A 23,574-nucleotide genomic window follows, 5' to 3' on the forward strand; every position below is an offset into this window, starting at 1 on the left:
CGGGCGTTATTGTTTTGCTTAATTTGGGCGCAAGGGCGCCCGCACAGGCCTCATGGACCGGTGTTGTTATCGTTACGGGTGCTGCGTCTATCGGGCGCTAAACGACGCCAGCGGTATCTTCACCACCACCTTGCGTATCGCGCAGGAGCGTTGGTTAATGCAGGCCGGGCGATGCACGTCCTGCGGAAAAAATACCGCGAAATTGCCGGGCCGCATCGTGAGCCAGGATTCGTCGGCCACGTCCTGATAAAACAGGATGTCGCGCTGCGCCAGCAGCTCCTGATGAATGACGTTGTCGCCGTTGTCCGCCGCTACGCCGATAAGCTCGGTACCGCTGACCAGAAACTGCACGTCGACGTTTTGCCGGTGGACTTCCGGGCGTAGCGCATCCGGTGGTTGGGTATGCAGATCCAGCACTTGCACCACGTAGCCGGTGGCGGGATCTTCATAGCGCCCTGCGGGCAAGACGCTGAAATCGGTGCGCTGCAAATAGGCGACGGCGTTGGCGACCGGCGTCGGGTACTGCTCGGGCGCGGTGTTGGCGATGTGGCCGAATATCATGATGATCCTCCCGTTACAGCGCCTGAATGCGCGCCCAGACTCGTTCGTCAACCGGAATGCCGTCGCGCAGGTTTTCTTCCAGAATGCGCGGGAACTTGTGGCCCGGCAGGCGAATGGCGACGTCGGGGTTGTCCCGTTCGGCGCTGGTGACGTAATCCATGATGCGCTGCAGTTTTTGATCGCGGCTGTCGCCGTCGATCAACCGGTCTATCTCAATCGCGATGAACACCTGCGAGACGCCGTATTCGTCGCGGTGATCTTCCGTCACTTCCGCCACCGAGGCGCCGCCGGACAGCAGGGTGGCGATCATGTCCAGCACGATCGACAGCGCCGATCCTTTCCAATACCCCATTGGCAAAATGCGCCGGTTCTCTTCGATGGTGGCCGGATCGCGGGTCAGGCGGCCGTCGTTGTCGAAGCCGCCGTCCACCGGCAGGGTTTTGCCCGCCAGCCGGTTCAGCTCCAGCGCGCCGTAGGAAAACATCGACATCGACATGTCCACCATGGTGATCGGGTTGCCGGGCACGGCGACGATCAGCGGGTTGGTGCCGATACGGCACGTTTTGGCGCCCCACGGTGGCATCACGGCGATCGAGTTGGTCCAGCAAATGCCGATATAGCCTTTCTCCGCCGCCTGCCAGCCGTAACCGCCGCCGCGCATCCAGTGGTTGGCGTTGCGCAGCGCCACCAGGCCGATGCCATGCTCGTCGGCTAACTGCATGGCGCGATCCATCATGCGGCGGGCGGTAAGGTTGCCGATGCCCTGGTGCGCATCCCATTGCTCTATCGCCCCCAGAGACAACAGTTTGCTGGGTTCGGCGTCCGGCACGATATCGCCGGCGTCCAGCTGCTGAATAAAGCGCGGAAAGCGGTTAACGCCGTGGGAGTAAACGCCGCTGGCGGTGGTGTCGGCGAACATGCCGGCGCAGTCGTCGGCGATAGGTTCCGCCACGCCGCGCGCCAGCAGCACGCGTTTGAATTGCTGTTTTAATTCGCTGTAACTCACTCTCATGCCGGTTCTCCGCCTGTGCGAATCGTCTGTTTTTGGTTCGCTAAATTTCAATATGCGAAATTGCATTTCAAATAAATGCTATCCCGGCGATTCAGGGAAGTCAAAGCAAGGGGGAGTAAAATTATTCATGAAAAACATGACGTTAAAATTGAGTGGTGATTTTGTGATCGCCGCCACGTTTTGGTGGAGATGGCGTGCTTCAGACGTGACAAAGCAGGGCGGATCAAAACCCACCCTGCGTCTTGCGGGACCCCGGTTAACCGCGGGTGTTCAGCACCATGCGGTAGAGCGAGGTGGTGGCGGTAATATAGAGTTCATCGCCGTTCGGGCCGCCGAAGGTACAATTGGAGACGCGTTCCGGCACGCTGATTTTGTCGATCTGTCGCCCCTCTGGATCGAAGACCAGCACGCCGTCGGCGCAGCTGCAAAACAGATTGCCGGCCCGATCGACGCAGAAGCCGTCCGGGAAACCGGGTTCCACGGTTGCAAAACGGCGGCCGGCTTCCAGCTCGCGACCGTTGACCGCATAGACGCGCAGCTCGCGGCGGCCCAGCGTCGGAAAATCCACGATCGACATGTCCGCCACGTACAGCCATTTTTCATCCGGTGAAAACGCCAGGCCGTTCGGGCGCTGCAGGTCGCAGGCGGCGATGGTCAGCGAACCGTCGCGCGGATCGAAGCTGTAGAGATAGCAGCCGATCACCTGGCTTTCCGATTTGTAACCCTCTTCGTCGCCGATGATGCCGTAGGGCGGATCGGTGAACCACAGGGTGCCGTCGGAACACACCGCCACGTCGTTCGGCGAGTTAAAGCGCTTGCCGTCGACGCGGTCGATCAACAGGCGCACTTCGCCATCGCTTTCGGTGCGGCTGATGCCGCGCCGCCCGTGTTCACAGCTGACCACACGCCCCTCGCCGTCGCGCGCATTGCCGTTGGCGTAGTGCGACGGCGAGCGGTATAGGCTTAGCTCACCCCGGCGCGACCAGCGGAACATGCGATTGCCTTTCACGTCGCTGAACACCACCGCATCCTCTTGCGGCAGCCAGACCGGCCCTTCGGCCCAAATCGCCGGTGAGCACAAGCGCTCGAGCTGAGCGTGCGTGCGCAATGAATGCCGAATGCCGCCGTTCACTTCACGCCCCAGATCGCTTTGTAGTGGCCCTGGTAATCGTTTTGCGGGTCATACAGGTTATTGGCGCCGCCGTCGGCGGCGATATTGTCGCGGGTGACCAGATGCGCCGGGGTCACGTAGCCGGAAGGCGGCTGCTTGGCGAAGGCGCGGTTGAATTCGTCCAGCAGTTGCCAACCGTGCAGCTTCAAGGGCTCCGGCACCGTCGCCGACTGGCTGTCGCCCGAGCGGATACGCTGGTAAGCGGAGATTGAACCGTCGCCGGCCGACACGTTGTAAGGCGCGTTCTTGCCGCCTTTGCCGGCGGTCTTCAGCGCCGGCGCCATAAAGTCGAAGTACAGATCGTTGATCGCCAGCGCATATTGGAATTTGTCGCCGTACTTCTGCAGCAGGCTGAAGGTCATCGCCGGCATGCGGTTGGCGGTATCGGCTAGCGGCGTGTCGATGAATTCCAGCAGCGTACAGCCGCTGCATTTGGCGATCTCTTCTTTCATGACGTTGGCCTTGTCCAAGGCGATTTGGTACAGCGAGTCGGTGAAGATCAACACGCTCGCCTTGCCGCCGGACTGCACCACCGCGTATTGCGCGGCGATGCGCGCCACTTCGTTGGAATCCGACGTGACGTTATAGAACACGTTGTATTTGGCGATGGGGCCCGGTTCCGGCACCGCATGCCAGGCGGTCAGCACGATGCCCTGCTGTACGGCCTTTTTCAGCGGGATCTTGGCGACGTTAGGGTTCCAGCCGCCGATCACGATGCCGTCCGGTTTCTGGGCGATGGCCTGATTGAGCGATGCCAGCTGATCTTTCACCGAGCCGCCGCCGTCGAGCGTTTCCAGCTTCCAGCCGGCGGCTTTTGCCGCTTCGCTCAGCCCCTGTTGCACCCCTTGCACGCCGCCGTTCTTCATGTCGGAGGCGATAAAAATGATCTTCTTGTTGGCCTGCAGCTGCGGGCCGCTGGTGGGGCCGTCCCACTGGGTGGCGCTGGCGGTAGCCTTCGCGACGGCGGCGGTGGCCTGATCGAGATAGGCGTCGGCCCAGGCCGGCGATGCGGCGAGCAAGAATGTGGTGAACCCCGGTAACAGCCAAATGCGTTTCATGGTGTGCTCCTGGTTTAAGGGTGGGTCGCTGTCTGATTGTTGTTGTCAGCCGGCGTCGCCTGGCTGCGTTGTACCGCTTTCTGATTGAGCAGCCGACGGCGTTGGGCATAGCCGGCCAGAGTGATCGACAGCAACAGCGTCGCGCCGTTGAACAGCGGCTCAACCCAGAATTCGCCGCCGAACTGCTGAATGCCGGCGATGCCGATAGCCAGAATGGCGATGCCGACCACGGTGCCCCAGACGTTGACGCGCCCTGGGCGAATGGTGGTGCTGCCGAGGAAGGCGCCGACCAGCGCCGGCAGCAGATAGTCCATGCCGACGCTGGCCTGGCCGACGCCCTGTTCGGCGGCGATCAACACGCCGCTGAAACCGGTGAGCACGCTGGAGGCGATGAAGGCGCCGATGGTAAAGCGGTTGACCGAGATGCCGTTCAGGCGCGCCGCCGCCGGGTTGCCGCCCACCGCATACATGCAGCGGCCGAGCGGGGTGTGTTCGGTGATGAGCCACAGCACCACCGCGACGATCAGCACGTAAAATGCCACGATCGGAATGCCGGCGATCTCGGTGTGGTGCAGCGCGATGAAGGCATCCGGCAAGTCGCCGACGATCTGCCGCCCACCGGAGTGCCACAGGGCAATGGCGTACAGTACGGTGCCGGAGCCGAGGGTGGCGACGAAGCTGTCGATATCGGCCAGCGCCACCAGAATGCCGTTCAGCAACCCGTACAGCGCCGAGATCGCCAGCACCGTCAGCACCGCCATCTGCCAGGAGAAGCCGTATTCCACCTGCAGCGTGATCGCCAGAATGTGCCACAGCACAATGCCGAAACCGACGTTAAGATCGATCTTGCCCACGATCATCGGGATGGTCGCCGCCAGCGCCAACAGGGCGATTTTGGCCTTGCTCGACAAGATAGCCTGCAGCGTCAGCATCGATGCGAAGGAGGGGGTGAGCAGTGAGAACAGCACGACCAGCGCGATGCACAGCAGCAGCAGGCCATAGCGGGTGAGAACCTGCATCAGCCACGGGCCGGCACCGTCCTGCGCCAGACTGACGCGCTGCTCCAGCGCGGTTGATTTAACGGATGTTTTAGACATGGCCTACCTCGGATTCTGACGTGATTGCGACGCTTTCCCCGGTGCTGGCAGAGGCCAGCTCCAATAAATTGGCGAATGACACCTGCTGATTTTTCAGCTCGCCGACCACTTTCCCGCGGTTGAATACCAGTGCGCGGTTGCAAATATGGGCGATCTCCTCGAAATCGTTGGAGATAACCAGCACCGCCACGCCTTCCGCCAGGGATTTATTCAGCAGATGGTAGATTTCCGCGCGCGCGCCGACGTCCACGCCGGCGGTGGGATCTTCCAGGATCAGCAGCGGCGCCCCCAGATGCATCCAGCGCGCCATCACCACCTTTTGCTGGTTGCCGCCGGACAGTGCGCTGATATCGATATTGACGTCCTTGGGGCGTACGTCGAACAGCTGCACCTTCCACCAACTGGCGCCGATCTCCGCTCGCCGCCCGTAGCGGGAGAGCAGCCGGTGGCCGCTGGCGCAGGGGTTGATAAACAGGTTTTCACGCACGGTCATCGACATCACCAGGCTTTCGCCGGTGCGATCGCCCGCCACCAGCGAAACGCCGCAGGCCATCGCCTGCTGCGGGGTGCTCGCCAGATAGGGCCGATCGCGAAACCGAATCGCGCCGCCGTCGGCCTGGCGCAACCCGAACAGCAGCCGGCCAATCTCTTCTTGCCCGGCCCCGCGCAGGCCGGCCAGCGCCAGCATCTCGCCCGGCTGCAAGTCGAAGCTCACCGGGCCGATGTCGCCCACCGTGACGCTATCGAGCTGCAGCACCGGCGGACGATGTTCCGGCAGCGGTTCGCGCTGATCGTCCGCCATCGCTTCGCCGACGATGGTTTGCACCAGATCGCGCAGCGAGTAGTCGGCGGTGCGACCGCCGGCGACATAGCGCCCGTCGCGCATCACGCAGATCCGATCGGCGATTTCGATCACTTCGTCCAGACGGTGGGTGACATAAATCATGCCGACCTTTTTGGTGCGCAGCCGGTTGATCACGGCGAACAGATGACGCACGTCGTTGGCGGGCAGGGAGGCGGTCGGTTCATCCAGCACCAGCAGCTCGGCGTTGACCGCCACCGCGCGAGCGATCGCCAGCAGCGATTTTTCGGTGCGCGACAGTTCGAAGACGCGCGCATCGGGATCGAGCGCGATGCCGACGTCTTGCAGCGCCTGCGCCGCCCGGCGGCGAATGGCGCGCCAGTCGATCAGCCCAAAGCGGCGGGGAAACCCCATCACCAGCGCCATGTTCTCCGCCACCGTCATCCATTCGATCAGGCCGAGATCCTGATGAATAAAGGCGATCGGCTGGCGGCTGGTGCTTTTTATCGCGGCGGCGGAGGCGATGCTTGCGCCCTGAAAGCGAATATCGCCGCCGTCGCGCGGGTAGACGCCCGCCAGCACTTTGATCAGCGTCGATTTGCCGGCGCCATTTTCGCCCAGCAACGCCAGAACTTCGCCCGGCATCACCTGCAGGCTGACGTCGTTGACCGCCACGTTGCCGCCAAATCGTTTGACGATGTGGCTGAGGGTAAGGATGGGTTGTGCCGCATTATCCATAGTCATGTGATGCGCCCCTGGTGTCGTGCCCGTGCGAAGATGTCGGGCAAATTAGCCAAACTACTGGTGAGTATCTGGTCTTTAAATTTCAATATGCGAAATTCAATTTCAAAAATAATATGACGTTCGTTGCGCTAAATCAAAGGCGGCGAGGTTTTAATTATTGTTATTAAACAATGAGTTATTTTTTACTTTACGGAAGTGTGACCGATGGCTCACTTCAACACGGGGGAAATATTGCGGATTTTTATCCCGCTGCGGACAATGAAACGGCGTTCCGTCTTCACCTGATGCGGGCCTTGGGGTAACATGCCCGGCAAAGAGCCTGCTGACTTTGCCGCAGCGCCGGTTGGCGGTTCGACACTGGAGAGATTTTCGCTATGAGCCTGAAAGCCGTCGACGAGAAAGATGACAAGAAAGACAAACCGCTGGGCAGCCAAAGCCTGTTCCGCGGTTTGCAGTTGATTGAGATCCTGAGTAATTTCCCCAACGGATGTCCGCTGGCGCATTTGTCCGAACTGGCCGGCATGAACAAGAGCACGGTGCACCGCCTGCTGCAGGGGTTGCACACCAGCGGCTATGTGACCCAGGCGCCGTCGCCGGGCAGCTACCGCCTGACCACCAAGTTCATTTCCATCGGCCAGAAGGCGCTGTCGTCACTCAACATCATTCACGTGGCCGCGCCGCATTTGGAACAGCTGAATCTGGAAGTGGGGGAGACGGTCAACTTCTCCAGCCGCGAAGACGACCACGTCATCCTGATCTACAAGCTGGAGCCGACCACCGGCATGATGCGCACCCGCGCCTATATCGGCCAGCATATGCCGCTGTACTGTTCGGCGATGGGTAAAATCTTCATGGCTTACGGCAACGATGATTACCCGGCTCACTACTGGCAGACTCACCAGCAAGAGATTCAGACGCTGACGCGCAATACCATTACCGAGCTGCCGAAGATGTATGAGGAACTGGCCGATATTCGCCAGCGCGGCATGGCGATGGATCGCGAGGAAAACGAGCTGGGGGTCTCCTGCGTGGCAGCACCGGTGTTCGATATTCAACAGCGCGTGCCTTATGCGGTGTCGGTTTCTCTGCCGACCGCCAAGCTGCAGCAGATCGGCGTCAAAAGCTTGATTAAACCGGTGCTGGCCACCGCGCAACGCATCTCTCAGGAGCTGGGGTTCGTCACGCCGATTTAAGTATTAGCATCTCTGATACTGGATTAGAAACATCAATTTCACCTAATGATCGCTTCCTCGTATGATGCGCGTGTTGACCGACACGCGCCCTCGTCCGGCGCCTTTTATCATTCGAGGAATCCCCATGTTAGCCGTCTTCCTGCAGGGCTTTGCCCTGAGCGCCGCCATGATCCTGCCGCTGGGCCCGCAGAACGTATTCGTGATGAACCAGGGCATTCGCCGCCAGTATCATTTGATGATTGCCTCGTTGTGCGCGTTGAGCGATATCGTGCTGATCTGCGCCGGTATTTTCGGCGGCAGCGCATTGCTGACCCGCTCGCCGTTGCTGCTGGCGCTGGTCACCTGGGGCGGGGTGGCGTTTCTGCTGTGGTACGGCTGGGGCGCGTTCCGTTCCGCCTTCAGCCCGCAACCTGCGCAGGCCGCGGCGCAGGAGCTGGCGCAGAGCCGCTGGCGCCTCGTGGTCACCATGCTGGCGGTCACCTGGCTGAACCCGCACGTCTATCTGGATACCTTTGTGGTGCTCGGCAGCCTGGGCGGGCAGCTGACGGCGGACGTGCGCTCCTGGTTCGCGCTTGGCGCGGTCAGCGCGTCGGCGGTGTGGTTCTTTGGCCTGGCGCTGCTGGCCTCCTGGCTGGCGCCGTGGCTGAACACGCAGCGGGCGCAGCGCATCATCAACGCGCTGGTCGGGCTGGTGATGTGGGGCATCGCGCTGCAGCTGGCCTGGCAGGGGGCAAATTTATAAGAATTTGTCACTAATCCGAATTCAAAACGCCGTGCGATATGCTACGTTTGATGCCAGGAATCCGGCGGTTCTCACAGGGAAAAGCCGGCGATCAGAGACAGCCTGTCATTAAGGAGACACTGTGAAGCTAAAAGCATTGGCTATGGCCGCAATGGTCGGATTAGGGACGTTACCGATGGCGCTGCAGGCGGCTGAAGTGCCTGAAGGGCCGCACGTCGTCACCTCCGGCACCGCCAGCGTGGACGCCACGCCGGATATCGCCACCCTGGCGATCGAAGTGAGCGTCTCCTCCAAAGACGCCGCCCAGGCGAAGAAGCAGGTAGACGAGCGCGTGGCGCAGTACTTTGATTTCCTGCAGAAAAACAACATCGAGAAGAAAGACATCAGCGCCGCCAACCTGCGCACCCAGCCGGAATACGATTACCTGAAAACCGGCGAGTCGGTGTTGAAGGGCTACCGGGCGGTGCGCCAGGTGCAGGTGACTCTGCGTCAGCTGGACAAGCTGAACGAGCTGCTGGACGGCGCGCTGAAATCCGGCCTGAACGAGATCCGCGCGGTGGAGCTGGGCGTCGCCAAGCCGGACGTGTATCGCGAGCAGGCGCGGCAAAAAGCGATCGAGAACGCGACTCAACAGGCCGAATCCCTGGCCAAAGGCTTCCACGCCAAGCTGGGGCCGGTGTACAGCATTCGCTACCGGGTCGCCAACTACCAGCCGATGCCGGTGGCGCGGATGTATAAGGCGGCCGGTGCGGCGGCGGAAAGCGACGCGGCGCAAACCTATGAACAGCAAAGCATTCACTTCGACGATCAGGTGGACGTGGTGTTCGAGCTGCAGCGTAACGCCGCGCAGTAAGGTTATCGTATTGAAGAAAAGGTTCGCTGCGGCGAACCTTTTTTCGTTTTAATCCTGACGCAGCACCAGATGACCGTGTTCCAGCAGCGCGTCGGTCACTTTGCGCATCATGCGGCTTTCCGGCGCGAAACGGTGCCAGTACAGCATGCGGCGCTGGTATAGCCCGGGCGTCAGATCGATCAGTTCACCGGATGCCAGCTCCTTTTCGATCTGCAGATGCGGGATCATACAGCAGGTGGTGCCCTGACGCGCCAGCTGCACGAAGGCTTCCGATGAGTTCACGATGTGGCAGGGCACGCTGCCCGGCGACAGATCGAAGTTCTGCTGCAGGAATGCCTGATGCATGTCGTCGAGATGATCGAAGGCCACCGCCGGCGCTTTCAGCAGCGCGGAGCGGGTGACGCCGTTCGGGAAATAGCGCTCGGCGAAGCCGCGGGAGGCCACGAACAGGTAGTCCAGCGCCCCCAGCCGATCCACCAGGCAGCTCGGCAGCGGCTGCGGCTGAATACTCACCGCGCCCACCACCTCACCGCGGCGCAGCCGCTCCTGGGTGCGGGTTTCATCTTCCACCTGCAGATTCAGGCGAATGGGGGAGTCCGCCAGCACCGGCTTCAGCGCCGGCAGCAGCCAGGTTGCCAGACTGTCGGCGTTGACCGCCAGCGACAGCAGCAGCGGCGTATCGACGCCGGTGTCATTGCCGAGCCACTCTTCCTCCAGCAGCTCCACCTGATGCAGCAGCGCCAGCAGCTTTTGCCCTTGTTCGGTCGGGCGCGGCGGCACGGTACGAACCAGCAGCGGTTGGCCGAACAGGTTTTCCAGCTGTTTGATGCGTTGGGATACCGCCGATTGCGTGATACAGAGTTTTTGCGCGGCGCGCTCGAAGCCGCGCTCACGGATCACCGCGTCCAGCGCTTGCAGCGTACGATAGTCTGGGCGTTTCATCGGAAAGATATCCCTTAAATTAGAATGATACCGGCACTATGCCACATTTTGCGCACGGCGCAGGTGGAAAAATCACGCCCCCAGCTCGCCGCCAAGCGGGTAAAAATGCGGGCTGCGGTAAATAAGTGTGATCCTGCCGGCGTGAAAAATAGCGTTTTACCCTATAATACGCACACGTTTTCGTACAGAGGCAAGGGACATATTATGACGCAGGATGAACTGAAAAAAGCGGTGGGCTGGGCGGCGCTGGAATACGTGACGCCGGGCACCATCGTCGGGGTCGGCACCGGTTCTACCGCCGCCCACTTTATTGACGCGCTGGGCTCCATCAAGCACCAGATCGAAGGCGCGGTGTCCAGCTCAGACGCCTCCACCGCCAAGTTGAAAAGCCTCGGCATCCACGTGTTCGACAGCAACGAAGTGGACTCGCTCGATATCTACGTGGACGGCGCGGACGAAATCAACGGTCATATGCAGATGATTAAGGGCGGCGGCGCTGCGCTGACGCGCGAGAAGATCATCGCCGCCATCGCCAAGAAATTCATCTGCATCGTCGACGCCAGCAAGCAGGTCGACGTGCTGGGCAAGTTCCCGCTGCCGGTGGAAGTGATCCCGATGGCCCGCTCTTACGTGGCGCGCGAGCTGGTGAAACTCGGCGGCCTGCCGGAGTATCGTCAGAACGTGGTGACCGACAACGGCAACGTGATCCTCGATGTGCATAACCTGAGCATCACCGACGCCATCGCGCTGGAGAACAAGATCAACGGCATCGCCGGCGTGGTGACCGTGGGGCTGTTCGCCAACCGCGGCGCGGACGTGGCGCTGGTCGGCACCCCGGAAGGCGTGAAAGTAGTCAAATAAGCCTCTGCCGTCTGTGGCCCGGTAGTGCCGGGCCGCATAATTCTTCGGTTAAAATATCTTTTCTGAAAAACGGCAAATTTGGTGACTTATGTCACATTGTGAAAGCTGACTCCCCAAAGCTTCTGCTGAAAACTTTCCCTATGGCATTTTCTGCCGTAAACCGCCATCAACGCTGCGCCTTGTCCTGCCGGGCAGGCAATCGTTTGTATTGCCGCCCGCGTTATTTTTGTTATGTTGGATGGGAGCTGTGTCGTCACAGCCGCTTCTGAAGTCTGAACATAGGGTCGGGTAAATGGCAAAAGTATCATTGGAGAAAGACAGGATTAAATTCCTGTTGGTGGAAGGGGTTCATCAGAGCACGGTCGATAATTTACGTGCCGCCGGTTATACCAACATCGAATACCACAAGGGTGCGTTAGACACCGAATCGCTGAAGGCGTCCATCCGCGATGCACACTTCGTCGGCATCCGATCGCGTACGCATCTGACCGAAGAGGTGTTCGCCGCCGCAGAAAAACTGGTGGCGGTGGGCTGCTTCTGCATCGGCACCAACCAGGTTGATCTGAAAGCGGCGACCAAACGCGGTATTCCGGTCTTCAACGCCCCCTTCTCCAATACCCGATCCGTGGCCGAAATGGTGCTGGGCGAGCTGCTGTTGATGCTGCGCGGCATTCCGGCCGCCAACGCCAAGGCGCACCGCGGCGTGTGGCACAAATTGGCCGTGGGCTCTTATGAGGCGCGCGGCAAAAAGCTGGGCATCATCGGCTACGGCCATATCGGCACCCAGCTGGGCATTCTGGCCGAAGGGCTGGGCATGAAGGTGTTCTTCTACGATATCGAGAACAAACTGCCGTTAGGCAACGCGCAGCAGGTGCGTCATCTGTCCGATCTGCTCAATATGAGCGACGTGGTGACGCTGCACGTGCCGGAAACGCTGGCCACCAAGAACATGATGGGGGCGGAAGAGCTGGCGCTGATGAAGCCGGGCGCGATTCTGATCAACGCCTCGCGCGGCACCGTGGTGGATATTCCCGCGCTGTGCGACGCGCTGGCCAGCAATCACCTGGCGGGCGCGGCGATCGACGTCTTCCCGGAAGAGCCGGCGACCAACAGCGATCCGTTCAACTCGCCGCTGTGTGAGTTCGATAACGTGCTGCTGACGCCGCACATCGGCGGTTCCACGCAGGAAGCGCAGGAGAACATCGGCGACGAAGTGGCCGGCAAGCTGGCGAAATACTCCGACAACGGTTCGACTCTGTCCGCCGTCAACTTCCCGGAAGTGTCGCTGCCGGCGCATGGTCCGAACGCCAGCCGCCTGCTGCACATCCACGAAAACCGTCCGGGCGTGCTGACGCAGATTAACCAGATCTTCGCCGAAGAGGGGGTTAACATCGCCGCGCAGTATCTGCAAACCGGGCCGGAAATCGGCTACGTGGTGATCGACATCGAAGCGGAAACCGCGCGCGCCGACGCCGCGCTGCAGCGTATGAAGGCCATCGACGGCACCATTCGCGCCCGTCTGCTGTTCTGATTCGGCGGCTCGCCGCAACGAAAAAGGCCGGAGCGATCCGGCCTTTTCTATTTGGGCTCGTGCCACGCCCAGCTGCAGAGCGGGGTGAGGATTTCCGGCAGCGGGATATCCCAGTGCTCGGTCGGCAGGTGCTCCACCTGCTGGCAATCATGGGCCAGGCCGATGGGATAGGGGCCGCCGCTGCGCCAGTTTTGCAGGGTGCGATCGTAAAAACCGCCGCCCATGCCCAGACGCTGTCCGGTATGATCGAATGCCACCAGCGGTGTCAGCACCACCTCCAGTTCGCCCAGCGGTAACACCTGGCGCACATCGAGCCGCGGCTCGAGAATATTGAAGCGGTTGCGCACCAGCGGTGTTTCCGGCGCATAGCGCAGAAACAGCAGGTGTCCTGAACTGAACGGATGCAGTACCGGCAGGTAAACCTGTTTGCCGAGCGTCCACAGTTGCTCGATCAGCGGCCCGGTGTCGAGTTCGCCGTCAAACGACAAAAATACCGCGATGTTGTGCGAGGCCTGAATACGTGTGTGCGCGACGAGGCGTTCGGTTATCTTGTCTGCGGCAAAGCGTTGCTGGCCCGGCGTAAGCTCGCGCCGACGTTGGCGAATGAGTTGACGAATGGCTTGGCGCTGCTGCGCGAATTGAGGGTGAAAAGGCATCGTATCAGGCTTGCTCAGTGTGGCGTTCAGCACACATAAACCGCTGAGAAGGGGAATCTCCGAGATGCCGTCGCAGGCTGTAACCCTTGAACCCATGGTTCAAGGTGAACGTGCCGTCGCAATCTTAAGGCTTCTCGGCGCACCGAGCGTGCTCACCGATCGCGGAGCAACACATTCTGTTTGTACTAAATATCGGCTCAGGGGACTGGCCCGCTGGCGAACATCTCAGAGAAATTTTGTACTCGTTGCTGAAACTTTGATTTCAACAACTTAAGTTATTCGAATTGTGCATCCTGACGTTCAGAGATGCGACCTTGTTCAAGCAGCGCTTGTTCAATGGTCTGCTGCAGCATCCGTATGCGTTGTTCCATATTGGACGCATAGTCACGGGTTTTCAACCGTTCTTGAGCAAGTTCGTGACAGACGTTCAATGCCGCGATGAAAACCAGTTGCTCAGTATTGGAGACTCTAGTGCGAACTTTAAGATCTTGCAACCGTTGGTTAAGATCGTCCGCCGCCATATTCAACGCATCTTGTTGTTCTGGCGGGCAATTGACTCTTAACGAGCGGCCAAAAATTTGAATATCTACCGGTTGTGCAGACATGCCACCTTCCTGCCTAAATTTCGCGCCAGCCTTGTCCGCCCTGGCCGGGCCGTCAAAGCGGGCGCCACTATATATACCTCGGTACCAAGATACAACCCCTTTTTCAGTACCTGGTTGTAATCTACTGTGGCGCACATTGCCAGTCAAAAAAGGGTTTCAAAATGCGTATTTACCGCACTTTCGTCACCCGCCGGCGCAGTGTGAAACCTGCCACATCGCGATTATAACTAGCCACTGAGGTGTCGCGCTTATCTGGTATAGCGACGGACCTTGGTGGTAGCATAACACGAACTTATCCTGCCAACGATGACGAATGCGCATGTCTATACAGAATACATTTCCAAGTTACCAATCTTTGACCGTGGCCCTAAACCAGCAGTCGGTGGCGCTGACCGCGGCAGAAATGCACGGCCTGATCAGCGGCCTGCTGTGCGGCGGCAGCCGTGACGCCGGCTGGCAGGCGCTGGTGCACGATCTGACCAACGAAGGCGTCGCCTTCCCGCAGGCGCTTAGCCAACCGCTGCAGCAGCTGTATGAAGTGACGCGTGACACGCTGGAAGATGACGAATTCCTGTTCCAACTGATGCTGCCTGAAGGGGAGATCGTCAGCGTGTTCGATCGCGCCGACGCGCTGGGCGGTTGGGTCAACCACTTCCTGCTCGGGCTGGGCATGATGCAGCCGAAGCTGGCTCAGGTGAAAGACGAGGTCGGTGAAGCGATCGACGATCTGCGCAACATCGCGCAGCTGGGCTACGACGAAGACGAAGATCAGGAAGAATTGGAACAGTCGTTGGAAGAAGTAGCGGAGTATGTGCGGGTTGCCGCCATCATGTGCCACGGCGAATTCACCCGTCAAAAACCGACGGCGCCGGAAAATATCAAACCGACGCTGCACTAAACGTTCTATCGCCCCTCCGCCGGCGGTGCGGATGGCATGATTTCAGGAGAAGGTAATGACTCAGCAGGAATTCAACAACCGCCGCCAGGCGCTGTTGGCGAAAATGGCGCCGGCCAGCGCGGCGGTTATTTTCTCTGCGCCGGAAACGACGCGCAGTGCAGATTCAGACTATCCCTATCGGCAGAACAGCGACTTTTGGTACCTGACCGGCTTCAATGAGCCGGAAGCGGTGCTGGTGCTGATTAAAAGCGACGAAACGCACAACCACAGCGTGTTGTTCAACCGGGTGCGCGATCTGACGGCGGAAATCTGGTTTGGCCGCCGCCTGGGGCAAGACGCCGCGCCGGCGAAGCTGGGCGTGGATCGCGCGCTGCCGTTCGATGAAATCAATGACCAGCTGCACCTGCTGCTCAACGGCCTGGACGTGGTCTACCACGCGCAGGGCGAATACGCCTATGCCGATCAGATCCTGTTCGGCGCGCTGGACAAGCTGCGCAAGGGGTTCCGCCAGAGCCTGCAGGCGCCGGCCACCGTTACCGACTGGCGGCCGTGGCTGCATGACATGCGGCTGTTCAAGTCGCCGGAAGAGCTGGCGGTGATGCGCCGCGCCGGTGAGATCAGCGCGTTGGCGCATACCCGCGCGATGGAAAAATGCCGCCCGGGCATGTTCGAATACCAGCTGGAAGCGGAAATTCATCATGAATTCACCCGCCTCGGCGCCCGTTACCCGTCTTACAACACCATCGTCGGCAGCGGCGAAAACGGCTGTATCCTGCACTACACCGAGAACGAGAGCCAGATGCGCGACGGCGATCTGGTGCTGATCGACGCCGGCTGCGAGTACCAGGGGTACGCCGGCGACATCACCCGCACCTTCCCGGTCAACGGCAAGTTCAGCCGGCCGCAGCGCGCGGTGTACGACATTGTGCTGGCGTCGCTGCAGCGCGCTTTGGAACTGTTCAAACCCGGCACCAGCATTCGCGAAGTCAATGACGAAGTGGTGCGCATCATGGTGGTCGGGCTGGTGGAGCTGGGCGTATTGAAAGGTGAAGTCGACTCGCTGATCGCCGAGCAGGCGCACCGTCAGTTCTTCATGCACGGGCTGAGCCACTGGCTGGGTCTCGATGTGCACGACGTTGGCCACTACGGCACGCCGAGCCGCGATCGGCTGCTGGAGCCGGGCATGGTGCTGACCGTGGAGCCGGGGCTGTACATTGCGCCGGATGCGGACGTGCCGGCGGAATACCGCGGCATCGGCATCCGCATCGAGGACGACATCGTGATCACCGCCGACGGCAACGAAAACCTGACCGCCACCGTGGTGAAAGACGCCGATGCCATCGAGGCTTTGATGGCGGCGGCAAGGTCATAAAATGAGCGTAATTATCGTTGGTGGCGGTATGGCGGGCGCGACGCTGGCGCTGGCCATTTCGTCGCTTACTCAGGGAAGAATGGCGGTAGATCTGGTCGAGGCGACTCGGCCGGATGACCGCAACCACCCAGGCTTTGACGCCCGCGCCATCGCATTGGCGCAGGGCACCTGCCAACAGCTGGCGCGCATCGGCGTTTGGCCGGCGCTGCGCGACTGCGCCACACCGATCACTCAGGTGCACGTCAGCGATCGCGGCCATGCCGGCTTCGTCAATCTGCAGGCGCAGGATTATCAGGTCGATGCGCTCGGCCAGGTGATCGAACTGCACGACGCCGGGCAGCGGCTGTTCGCGCTGCTGGCCAAGGCGCCGGGTGTCACGCTGCACTGCCCGGCGCGGGTGGTGGACGTGATCCGCACCGCAGAGCGGGCGGAAGTGCTGCTGGACAACGGCCAGCGTCTGCGCGGGCAGTTGCTGGTGGCGGCCGACGGTTCGCGCTCTGCGCTGGCGCAGGCCTGCAATGTGCAGTGGCGGCAGGAGGACTATCCGCAGTTCGCCACCATCGCCAACGTCACCACGGCGGAAGATCCGCAGGGGCGCGCCTTTGAGCGCTTTACCCGCTATGGGCCGCTGGCGCTGTTGCCGATGTCGCAGGGGCGCAGTTCACTGGTGTGGTGCCATGCGCGTGAAGATCGCGCCCAGGTGGATGCCTGGGACGACGAGCGCTTTATCGCCGAGCTGCAACAAGCTTTCGGCTGGCGGCTGGGGCGTATCCTCAAGGCCGGTAAACGGCACAGTTATCCACTCGGGCTGCTGACCGCCGATCGCCATGTCAGCCACCGGCTGGCGCTGGTGGGCAACGCGGCGCAAACGCTGCATCCTATCGCCGGGCAGGGGTTCAACCTTGGCCTGCGCGACGTGATGTCGCTGGCGGAAACGCTGGCGGAAGCGGCAGACAGCGGCGAAGACGCCGGCGGTTACGCACTGCTGAGCCGTTATCAGCAGCGGCGGCAAAACGATCAACAGGCGACGATCGGCGTGACCGACGGGTTGATTCATCTGTTCGCCAACCGTTATGGCCCGCTGGTGATTGGGCGCAATCTGGGGCTGATGGCGATGGCGCGTTTGCCGGCGATACGCGATGCCTTCGCCAAGCGTACGCTGGGCTGGGTGGAACGTTAGAGACATGGTCGGGCGCTTTAACGCGCCCAAAGCGCGGCGCGGCAAGGCGTCGCGCGTTATTTAAGGAAATCGAGCAGCATGCAATCATTTGACGTGATTATCGCCGGTGGCGGTATGGTGGGGCTGGCGTTGGCCTGCGGCCTGCAGGGCAGCGGGCTGCGCGTGGCGGTGCTGGAGCAGCGCCAGCCGGAGATGGCGCCGCCGTCGGAACAGCCGGCCCTGCGCGTCTCCGCCATCAATGCCGCCAGCGAGCGTTTGCTGCAGCACATCGGCGTGTGGGACGACATTCTCCAGCTGCGCGCCAGCTCCTACAATGCGATGGAAGTGTGGGATCGCGACAGCTTCGGCAAGATTGCTTTCCGCGGCGACGAGTGCGGCTTCAGCCATCTCGGCCACATCATCGAAAATTCGGTGATCCAGCAGGCGCTGTGGAAACGCGCCGAAAGCCTGTCGGACATCACGCTGATTACCCCGGCCGCGCTCAAGCAGGTAGCATGGGGCGAAAATGACGCCTTCGTCACGCTGGAGGACGGGCGCATGCTGACCGCCCGGTTGGTGATCGGCGCCGACGGCGCCCAGTCGTGGCTGCGCCAGCATGCCGATATCCCGCTCACCTTCTGGGATTACCGTCACCACGCGCTGGTGGCCACCGTTCGCACCGAAGAACCGCATCAGGCGACGGCGCGGCAAATTTTCCACGGCGACGGCATTCTGGCGTTCCTGCCGTTCAGCGATCCGCATTTGAGCTCTATCGTCTGGTCGGTGACGCCGGAAGAAGCCGAACGGCTCAAACGGCTGGAACCGGAGCAATTCAACCGCGAACTGGCGATGACCTTCGACATGCGCCTGGGGGCTTGCAGCCTGGAAAGCGAACGGCTGGCGTTCCCGTTGACCGGCCGCTATGCGCGCAGCTTCGCCGCGCACCGCCTGGCGCTGGTGGGCGATGCGGCGCATACCGTGCACCCGCTTGCCGGGCAGGGCGTGAACCTGGGCTTTATGGATGCCGCCGAGCTGATTTCCGAACTGCGCCGCCTGCAGCGGCAGGGCAAGGATATCGGCCAGCACCTCTATCTGCGCCGCTATGAGCGCCGCCGCAAACATGGCGCGGCGGTGATGCTGGCCAGCATGCAGGGTTTCCGCGAACTGTTTGACGGCAACCACCCGGCCAAAAAGCTGCTGCGCGACGTGGGCCTGCGGCTGGCGGACAGCCTGCCGGGCGTCAAGCCTAAGCTGGTGCGTCAGGCGATGGGCCTGAACGATCTGCCCGAGTGGCTTGCCTGATCCCTTCCTTCTGCGGGCCCGCACCGGGCTCGCGCTTCTCGCCTTATTCCATCGCTTTTCCTTATATAACCCTTCATTTGAAATAATCTAATTTCAGCCGCTTTTTATCATTACTTTTTCTAATTCCATGTTCGGTTATCAAAAGTCGGGATCCCATGCGCGGCCATCTGTTTGTTATATAACTTCGGCGTTTTACCGCTTTAATTGTTAATTTTGTGCCTTAAGGCGCATTTTTCCAGTGAAAAACTCTGCACACTACCCCGGCATTTTACCGCCCGGGAACGGCGATGAGCCTATTTTAACTTATGGTTAATGTGGTCGTTCGATGATAAGTTCGAGGGAAAGGTATCGTTTGCGTCACGGCGGTTACACGCAGTTTCCGCCCGTCCCGGCGCAGCATTTGTGTTGAGCAGTCAGTGCGCCATGGCGATCGGGCCGCGAGCCAGGCTCCGCCGCATTGCGTGGCAGCACCCTAACTTCTAGCGACGAGTGGAAAGAGGGAAAAGATGGCAAAGCAAACCCCACTGTACGACCAGCACGTGGCGTGCGGTGCGCGCATGGTAGACTTTCACGGCTGGATGATGCCGCTGCACTACGGCTCGCAGCTCGATGAGCACCACGCGGTGCGTCAGGATGCCGGCATGTTCGACGTGTCTCACATGACCATTGTAGATCTGCACGGCGCCCGCACCCGCGAGTTCCTGCGCTACCTGCTGGCGAACGACGTCGCCAAACTGACCCAACCCGGCAAAGCGCTGTACACCGGCATGCTGAATGCCTCCGGCGGCGTGATCGACGACCTGATCGTTTATTTCCTCACTGAAGACTATTTCCGCCTGGTGGTGAACTCCGCCACCCGCGACAAAGACCTGGCCTGGATCGAAGAGCACGCCGCGCCGTATGGCGTCGCGCTGACGGTGCGCGACGATCTGGCGCTGATCGCAGTGCAGGGCCCGCAGGCCAAAGAGCGTGCCGGCACCCTGTTCACCCCGGAACAAAAAAGCGCGGTCGAAGGCATGAAGCCATTCTTCGGCGTGCAGGCCGGCGAGCTGTTCATCGCCACCACCGGTTACACCGGCGAGGCCGGCTATGAGATCGCGCTGCCGAAAGAGCAGGCGGCGGATTTCTGGCAAAAATTGCTGGCCGCGGGCGTCAAGCCGGCCGGTCTGGGCGCGCGCGACACGCTGCGTCTGGAAGCGGGCATGAACCTCTACGGGCAAGAGATGGATGAAGGCGTTTCGCCGCTGGCCGCCAACATGGGCTGGACCATCGCCTGGCAGCCGGAAGATCGCCGTTTCATCGGCCGCGAAGCGCTGGAGCAACAGCGCGAGCAGGGCACCGAGCAACTGGTCGGCTTGATCATGACGGAAAAAGGCGTATTACGTAATGAGCTGCCGGTGCGTTTCACCGACGCGGCGGGGCAAACCCACGAAGGCGTGATCACCAGCGGCTCGTTCTCTCCGACGCTGGGCTTCAGCATCGCGCTGGCGCGCGTGCCGGCAGGCATCGGCGAGCAGGCTATCGTGCAGATCCGCAACCGTGAAATGCCGGTCAAAGTGACCAAGCCCGGTTTCGTTCGCGCCGGCAAGCCGCTGACAAATTGATTTTTTATTGATTGATTCTTTTATTTCTTCGAAGGAGTAACCGGCGATGAGCAATGTGCCAACAGAATTGAAATACGCATCCTCCCACGAGTGGGTTCGTGCAGAAGGTAACGGCGTTTACACCGTAGGCATCACCGAACACGCGCAGGAACTGCTGGGCGATATGGTGTTTGTCGATCTGCCGGAATTGGGCCGCACAGTCGCCGCCGGTGAAGATTGCGCCGTGGCGGAATCCGTCAAGGCGGCGTCGGACATTTACGCGCCAATCAGCGGCGAAATCGTGGCGGTGAACGGCGAGCTGGAAAGCTCCCCGGAGCTGGTCAACAGCGAACCTTACGGTGACGGCTTCCTGTTCCAGATCAAAGCCTCCGACGAAGGCGAGCTGGCGAACCTGCTGGACGCCGCGGCTTATCAGGCCTCGATCGACGAGTAATCGTGACCACGCCCCAGGCTTCTCGGCCGGGGCGTTTTAGTTACCGTTCAAGCTATATCCCGTATCACGCAAGCATTCAGGAATTTGTAGCAATGACTCAGACACTCAGCCAACTCGAACACAGCGAAGCGTTCATCGAACGCCACATCGGCTCTTCTGCGGAACAACGCCAGGAGTTGCTGGCAGCGGTGGGCGCTCGCTCGCTCAGCGCGCTGATCCAACAGATCGTGCCGGCGGACATTCAGCTGCCGGGGCCGCCGCCGGTCGGCGACGCGGCGACCGAACACCAGGCGCTGGCTGAGCTGAAGGCGATCGCCTCGCAAAATCAGCGCTACAAATCCTATATCGGCATGGGCTACAGCGCCGTGCTGACGCCGCCGGTGATCCTGCGCAACATGCTAGAATACCCGGGCTGGTACACCGCTTATACCCCTTATCAGCCGGAAGTGTCGCAGGGCCGCCTGGAAGCGCTGCTGAACTTCCAGACCGTGACCCTCGATCTCACCGGCCTGGATCTGGCTTCCGCGTCGCTGTTGGATGAAGCGACCGCCGCCGCCGAAGCGATGGCGTTGGCCAAACGCGCCAGCAAACTGAAAGATGCCAACCGCTTCTTCGTGGCTGACGACGTGCATCCGCAGACGCTGGACGTAGTGCGCACCCGCGCCGAAACCTTCGGCTTCGACGTCATCGTCGATAAAGCGGAAAAAGTGCTGGAGCTGGACGGCGTGTTCGGCGTGCTGTTGCAACAGGTGGGCACCACCGGCGAGCTGCACGACTACAGCGCGCTGCTGGCCGAATTGAAATCGCGCAAAATCATCACCAGCGTGGCCGCCGACATCATGGCCCTGGTGCTGCTGACCGCGCCGGGCAAGCAGGGCGCCGACGTGGTGTTCGGCTCCGCGCAGCGCTTCGGCGTGCCGATGGGCTACGGCGGCCCGCACGCCGCCTTCTTCGCCTGCCGCGACGAGTTCAAGCGTTCGATGCCGGGCCGCATCATCGGCGTTTCCCGCGATGCCGCCGGCAACACCGCGCTGCGTATGGCGATGCAGACCCGCGAGCAGCATATCCGCCGCGAGAAGGCCAACTCGAATATCTGTACCTCGCAGGTGCTGTTGGCCAACATCGCCAGCCTGTACGCGGTGTACCATGGCCCGCAAGGGCTGCAGCGCATCGCCGGGCGTATCCACCGCCTGACCGACATTCTGGCCGCCGGGCTGCAGAAGGCCGGCCTGACGCTGCGTCATAACACCTGGTTCGACACCCTGACCGTTGAAGTGAAAGACAAGGCTGCCGTGCTGGAACGTGCGCTGAGCTTCGGCATCAACCTGCGTACCGACATTCACGGCGCCGTGGGCATCACGCTGGATGAAGCCACCTCGCGTGAAGACGTGCAAACGCTGTTTGCACTGTTGGCCGGCGACAACCACGGCCAGGACATCGACGCGCTGGACGCGGCGGTGAGCAAGAACAGCGCATCGATCCCGGCCGCCATGTTGCGCCAGGACCCGATCCTGACCCACCCGGTATTCAACCGCTATCACAGCGAAACCGAGATGATGCGTTACATGCATCGTCTGGAGCGTAAGGATTTGGCGCTGAACCAGGCAATGATCCCGCTGGGCTCTTGCACCATGAAATTGAACGCTGCGGCGGAAATGATCCCGATCACCTGGCCTGAATTCTCCGAACTGCACCCGTTCTGCCCGCCGGAGCAGGCTGCCGGTTACCAACAGATGATCGGCCAACTGTCTCAGTGGCTGGTGCAGCTGACCGGCTATGACGCGGTGTGCATGCAGCCGAACTCCGGCGCGCAGGGCGAATACGCCGGCCTGCTGGCGATCCGTCGCTACCACGAAAGCCGCAACGAAGCGGGCCGCCACGTCTGCCTGATCCCGAGCTCGGCGCACGGCACCAACCCGGCCTCTGCCCAAATGGCGGGCATGAGCGTGGTGGTGGTCGCCTGCGACAAGAACGGCAACATCGATCTGCACGATCTGCGCGTCAAGGCGGAGCAGGCAGGTGAAGAACTCTCTTGCATCATGGTGACCTACCCGTCGACCCACGGCGTGTATGAAGAAACCATCCGTGAAGTGTGCCAGATCGTGCATCAGTTCGGCGGTCAGGTATATCTGGACGGCGCCAACATGAACGCCCAGGTGGGCATCACCACGCCGGGCTACATCGGTGCGGACGTTTCGCACCTCAACCTGCATAAAACCTTCTGCATCCCGCACGGCGGCGGCGGCCCGGGCATGGGCCCTATCGGCGTGAAAGCGCACCTGGCGCCGTTCGTACCGGGCCACAGTGTCGTGCAGATCGACGGCGTAACCACCCAGCAGGGCGCGGTCTCCGCGGCGCCGTTCGGCAGCGCCTCCATCCTGCCGATCAGCTGGATGTACATCCGCATGATGGGCGCGGAAGGCCTGAAGCAGGCCAGCCAGATGGCGATCCTGAATGCCAACTACATCGCAACTCGTCTGAAAGACGCGTATCCGATCCTGTATACCGGCCGCGATCACCGCGTGGCGCACGAATGTATCCTCGATATTCGTCCGCTGAAGGAAGAGACCGGCATCAGCGAAATGGACATCGCCAAGCGCCTGATCGACTTCGGCTTCCACGCGCCGACCATGTCGTTCCCGGTAGCGGGCACGCTGATGGTCGAGCCGACCGAGTCGGAAAGCAAAGTGGAACTGGATCGCTTTATCGATGCGATGCTGGCAATCCGCAGCGAGATCGACCGCGTCGCCAAAGGCGAATGGCCGCTGGAAGACAACCCGCTGGTGAATGCGCCGCACGTGCAGGCGGAGCTGGTCAACGACTGGCAGCACCCGTACAGCCGCGAGCTGGCGGTGTTCCCGGTGGCCGGCGTGCGCGAGAACAAGTACTGGCCGAGCGTTAAGCGTCTGGACGACGTGTACGGCGACCGTAACCTGTTCTGCTCTTGCGTGCCGATGAGCGATTACGAATAACACGTT

Annotated in this window: 21 protein-coding genes and 1 other RNA gene; 12 read left to right on the plus strand and 10 right to left on the minus strand. The window is 61.2% G+C overall.

Annotated elements, in window-relative coordinates; genetic code table 11:
- Window positions 1-87 precede the first annotated feature (87 nt).
- The 6 genes from FOT55_RS06430 to FOT55_RS06455 form a co-directional block, all read right to left on the minus strand.
- Entirely contained in the window at window positions 88-561 is a 474-nt protein-coding gene (locus FOT55_RS06430; protein WP_147823246.1) for a NanQ anomerase/TabA/YiaL family protein, read from the minus strand.
- Between the two features lie 13 nt (window positions 562-574).
- Window positions 575-1,573, minus strand: coding sequence for a 3-dehydro-L-gulonate 2-dehydrogenase (yiaK, locus tag FOT55_RS06435; RefSeq protein WP_043142670.1), 999 nt, complete (start codon window positions 1,571-1,573; stop codon window positions 575-577).
- A 256-nt stretch (window positions 1,574-1,829) separates the two neighbouring features.
- The gene (locus tag FOT55_RS06440) at window positions 1,830-2,705 is read right to left on the minus strand and encodes an SMP-30/gluconolactonase/LRE family protein (RefSeq protein WP_170311444.1); all 876 of its coding nucleotides are present in this window, start codon (window positions 2,703-2,705) and stop codon (window positions 1,830-1,832) included.
- On the minus strand, window positions 2,702-3,802 hold the full coding sequence (locus FOT55_RS06445) for an ABC transporter substrate-binding protein (RefSeq protein ID WP_025304163.1): 1,101 nt from the start codon (window positions 3,800-3,802) through the stop codon (window positions 2,702-2,704). The genes FOT55_RS06440 and FOT55_RS06445 overlap by 4 nt, the downstream gene beginning before the upstream one ends.
- A 14-nt stretch (window positions 3,803-3,816) precedes the next feature.
- The gene (locus FOT55_RS06450) at window positions 3,817-4,899 is read right to left on the minus strand and encodes an ABC transporter permease (RefSeq protein WP_016930014.1); all 1,083 of its coding nucleotides are present in this window, start codon (window positions 4,897-4,899) and stop codon (window positions 3,817-3,819) included.
- Entirely contained in the window at window positions 4,892-6,445 is a 1,554-nt protein-coding gene (locus FOT55_RS06455; protein WP_147823247.1) for a sugar ABC transporter ATP-binding protein, read from the minus strand. The genes FOT55_RS06450 and FOT55_RS06455 overlap by 8 nt, the downstream gene beginning before the upstream one ends.
- Window positions 6,446-6,819: 374 nt before the next feature.
- Between FOT55_RS06455 and FOT55_RS06460 the strand changes: the two genes are divergently transcribed.
- From FOT55_RS06460 to FOT55_RS06470, 3 genes are all read left to right on the plus strand, one after another.
- Window positions 6,820-7,638: an IclR family transcriptional regulator gene (locus tag FOT55_RS06460; RefSeq protein ID WP_025304160.1), complete on the plus strand. Its 819-nt coding sequence runs from the start codon at window positions 6,820-6,822 to the stop codon at window positions 7,636-7,638.
- A gap of 124 nt (window positions 7,639-7,762) precedes the next feature.
- On the plus strand, window positions 7,763-8,380 hold the full coding sequence (gene argO, locus FOT55_RS06465; RefSeq protein ID WP_025304159.1) for an arginine exporter ArgO: 618 nt from the start codon (window positions 7,763-7,765) through the stop codon (window positions 8,378-8,380).
- A gap of 121 nt (window positions 8,381-8,501) precedes the next feature.
- On the plus strand, window positions 8,502-9,233 hold the full coding sequence (locus tag FOT55_RS06470; protein WP_025160209.1) for an oxidative stress defense protein: 732 nt from the start codon (window positions 8,502-8,504) through the stop codon (window positions 9,231-9,233).
- A gap of 48 nt (window positions 9,234-9,281) precedes the next feature.
- On the opposite strand, the gene FOT55_RS06475 is transcribed toward FOT55_RS06470, so the two are convergent.
- Complete coding sequence (locus FOT55_RS06475) at window positions 9,282-10,175, minus strand: LysR family transcriptional regulator ArgP (protein ID WP_025304158.1); 894 nt, start codon at window positions 10,173-10,175, stop codon at window positions 9,282-9,284.
- Window positions 10,176-10,379: 204 nt separating this feature from the next.
- Here FOT55_RS06475 and rpiA point away from each other — a divergent pair, with 204 nt between their 5' ends.
- Window positions 10,380-11,036: a ribose-5-phosphate isomerase RpiA gene (rpiA, locus tag FOT55_RS06480; protein ID WP_025304157.1), complete on the plus strand. Its 657-nt coding sequence runs from the start codon at window positions 10,380-10,382 to the stop codon at window positions 11,034-11,036.
- Window positions 11,037-11,328: 292 nt separating this feature from the next.
- Window positions 11,329-12,567 (plus strand): phosphoglycerate dehydrogenase, encoded by a 1,239-nt coding sequence (serA, locus tag FOT55_RS06485; protein ID WP_025304156.1) that lies wholly within the window; start codon window positions 11,329-11,331, stop codon window positions 12,565-12,567.
- 47 nt (window positions 12,568-12,614) lie between these two features.
- On the opposite strand, the gene FOT55_RS06490 is transcribed toward serA, so the two are convergent.
- The 3 genes from FOT55_RS06490 to zapA form a co-directional block, all read right to left on the minus strand.
- Entirely contained in the window at window positions 12,615-13,223 is a 609-nt protein-coding gene (locus tag FOT55_RS06490) for a 5-formyltetrahydrofolate cyclo-ligase (RefSeq protein WP_147823248.1), read from the minus strand.
- Window positions 13,224-13,275: 52 nt separating this feature from the next.
- A non-coding RNA gene (ssrS, locus tag FOT55_RS06495) (6S RNA) lies at window positions 13,276-13,458 on the minus strand.
- Between the two features lie 40 nt (window positions 13,459-13,498).
- Complete coding sequence (zapA, locus tag FOT55_RS06500) at window positions 13,499-13,828, minus strand: cell division protein ZapA (protein WP_004931621.1); 330 nt, start codon at window positions 13,826-13,828, stop codon at window positions 13,499-13,501.
- Between the two features lie 319 nt (window positions 13,829-14,147).
- Between zapA and FOT55_RS06505 the strand changes: the two genes are divergently transcribed.
- From FOT55_RS06505 to gcvP, 7 genes are all read left to right on the plus strand, one after another.
- A complete protein-coding gene (locus FOT55_RS06505; protein WP_025304154.1) occupies window positions 14,148-14,726 on the plus strand; it encodes a YecA/YgfB family protein in 579 nt (192 codons plus the stop codon).
- A gap of 55 nt (window positions 14,727-14,781) precedes the next feature.
- Complete coding sequence (pepP, locus tag FOT55_RS06510; protein ID WP_025304153.1) at window positions 14,782-16,098, plus strand: Xaa-Pro aminopeptidase; 1,317 nt, start codon at window positions 14,782-14,784, stop codon at window positions 16,096-16,098.
- A gap of 1 nt (window position 16,099) precedes the next feature.
- Window positions 16,100-17,278 carry a 2-octaprenyl-6-methoxyphenyl hydroxylase gene (gene ubiH, locus FOT55_RS06515; protein ID WP_147823249.1) on the plus strand — a complete coding sequence of 393 codons (1,179 nt, stop codon included), beginning with the start codon at window positions 16,100-16,102 and terminating at the stop codon, window positions 17,276-17,278.
- A gap of 78 nt (window positions 17,279-17,356) precedes the next feature.
- Window positions 17,357-18,559, plus strand: coding sequence for an FAD-dependent 2-octaprenylphenol hydroxylase (ubiI, locus tag FOT55_RS06520; RefSeq protein WP_147823250.1), 1,203 nt, complete (start codon window positions 17,357-17,359; stop codon window positions 18,557-18,559).
- Window positions 18,560-19,065: 506 nt separating this feature from the next.
- The gene (gcvT, locus tag FOT55_RS06525; protein ID WP_004931631.1) at window positions 19,066-20,163 is read left to right on the plus strand and encodes a glycine cleavage system aminomethyltransferase GcvT; all 1,098 of its coding nucleotides are present in this window, start codon (window positions 19,066-19,068) and stop codon (window positions 20,161-20,163) included.
- 46 nt (window positions 20,164-20,209) lie between these two features.
- Entirely contained in the window at window positions 20,210-20,596 is a 387-nt protein-coding gene (gene gcvH, locus FOT55_RS06530) for a glycine cleavage system protein GcvH (RefSeq protein ID WP_060434977.1), read from the plus strand.
- Between the two features lie 92 nt (window positions 20,597-20,688).
- The gene (gene gcvP, locus FOT55_RS06535; protein ID WP_147823251.1) at window positions 20,689-23,568 is read left to right on the plus strand and encodes an aminomethyl-transferring glycine dehydrogenase; all 2,880 of its coding nucleotides are present in this window, start codon (window positions 20,689-20,691) and stop codon (window positions 23,566-23,568) included.
- The last annotated feature ends 6 nt before the right edge of the window (window positions 23,569-23,574 follow it).

Source organism: Serratia bockelmannii (assembly GCF_008011855.1).
Taxonomy (GTDB): domain Bacteria; phylum Pseudomonadota; class Gammaproteobacteria; order Enterobacterales; family Enterobacteriaceae; genus Serratia; species Serratia bockelmannii.

Excerpts from the sequence above, each read along its gene's own strand:
- FOT55_RS06430 (WP_147823246.1), bottom strand. The coding sequence starts at position 561 with ATGATATTCGGCCACATCGCCAACACCGCGCCCGAGCAGTACCCGACG.
- yiaK (WP_043142670.1), bottom strand. The coding sequence starts at position 1,573 with ATGAGAGTGAGTTACAGCGAATTAAAACAGCAATTCAAACGCGTGCTG.
- FOT55_RS06445 (WP_025304163.1), bottom strand. The coding sequence starts at position 3,802 with ATGAAACGCATTTGGCTGTTACCGGGGTTCACCACATTCTTGCTCGCC.
- FOT55_RS06450 (WP_016930014.1), bottom strand. The coding sequence starts at position 4,899 with ATGTCTAAAACATCCGTTAAATCAACCGCGCTGGAGCAGCGCGTCAGT.
- FOT55_RS06455 (WP_147823247.1), bottom strand. The coding sequence starts at position 6,445 with ATGACTATGGATAATGCGGCACAACCCATCCTTACCCTCAGCCACATC.
- FOT55_RS06460 (WP_025304160.1), top strand. The coding sequence starts at position 6,820 with ATGAGCCTGAAAGCCGTCGACGAGAAAGATGACAAGAAAGACAAACCG.
- argO (WP_025304159.1), top strand. The coding sequence starts at position 7,763 with ATGTTAGCCGTCTTCCTGCAGGGCTTTGCCCTGAGCGCCGCCATGATC.
- FOT55_RS06475 (WP_025304158.1), bottom strand. The coding sequence starts at position 10,175 with ATGAAACGCCCAGACTATCGTACGCTGCAAGCGCTGGACGCGGTGATC.
- rpiA (WP_025304157.1), top strand. The coding sequence starts at position 10,380 with ATGACGCAGGATGAACTGAAAAAAGCGGTGGGCTGGGCGGCGCTGGAA.
- serA (WP_025304156.1), top strand. The coding sequence starts at position 11,329 with ATGGCAAAAGTATCATTGGAGAAAGACAGGATTAAATTCCTGTTGGTG.
- FOT55_RS06490 (WP_147823248.1), bottom strand. The coding sequence starts at position 13,223 with ATGCCTTTTCACCCTCAATTCGCGCAGCAGCGCCAAGCCATTCGTCAA.
- zapA (WP_004931621.1), bottom strand. The coding sequence starts at position 13,828 with ATGTCTGCACAACCGGTAGATATTCAAATTTTTGGCCGCTCGTTAAGA.
- FOT55_RS06505 (WP_025304154.1), top strand. The coding sequence starts at position 14,148 with ATGTCTATACAGAATACATTTCCAAGTTACCAATCTTTGACCGTGGCC.
- pepP (WP_025304153.1), top strand. The coding sequence starts at position 14,782 with ATGACTCAGCAGGAATTCAACAACCGCCGCCAGGCGCTGTTGGCGAAA.
- ubiH (WP_147823249.1), top strand. The coding sequence starts at position 16,100 with ATGAGCGTAATTATCGTTGGTGGCGGTATGGCGGGCGCGACGCTGGCG.
- ubiI (WP_147823250.1), top strand. The coding sequence starts at position 17,357 with ATGCAATCATTTGACGTGATTATCGCCGGTGGCGGTATGGTGGGGCTG.
- gcvT (WP_004931631.1), top strand. The coding sequence starts at position 19,066 with ATGGCAAAGCAAACCCCACTGTACGACCAGCACGTGGCGTGCGGTGCG.
- gcvH (WP_060434977.1), top strand. The coding sequence starts at position 20,210 with ATGAGCAATGTGCCAACAGAATTGAAATACGCATCCTCCCACGAGTGG.
- gcvP (WP_147823251.1), top strand. The coding sequence starts at position 20,689 with ATGACTCAGACACTCAGCCAACTCGAACACAGCGAAGCGTTCATCGAA.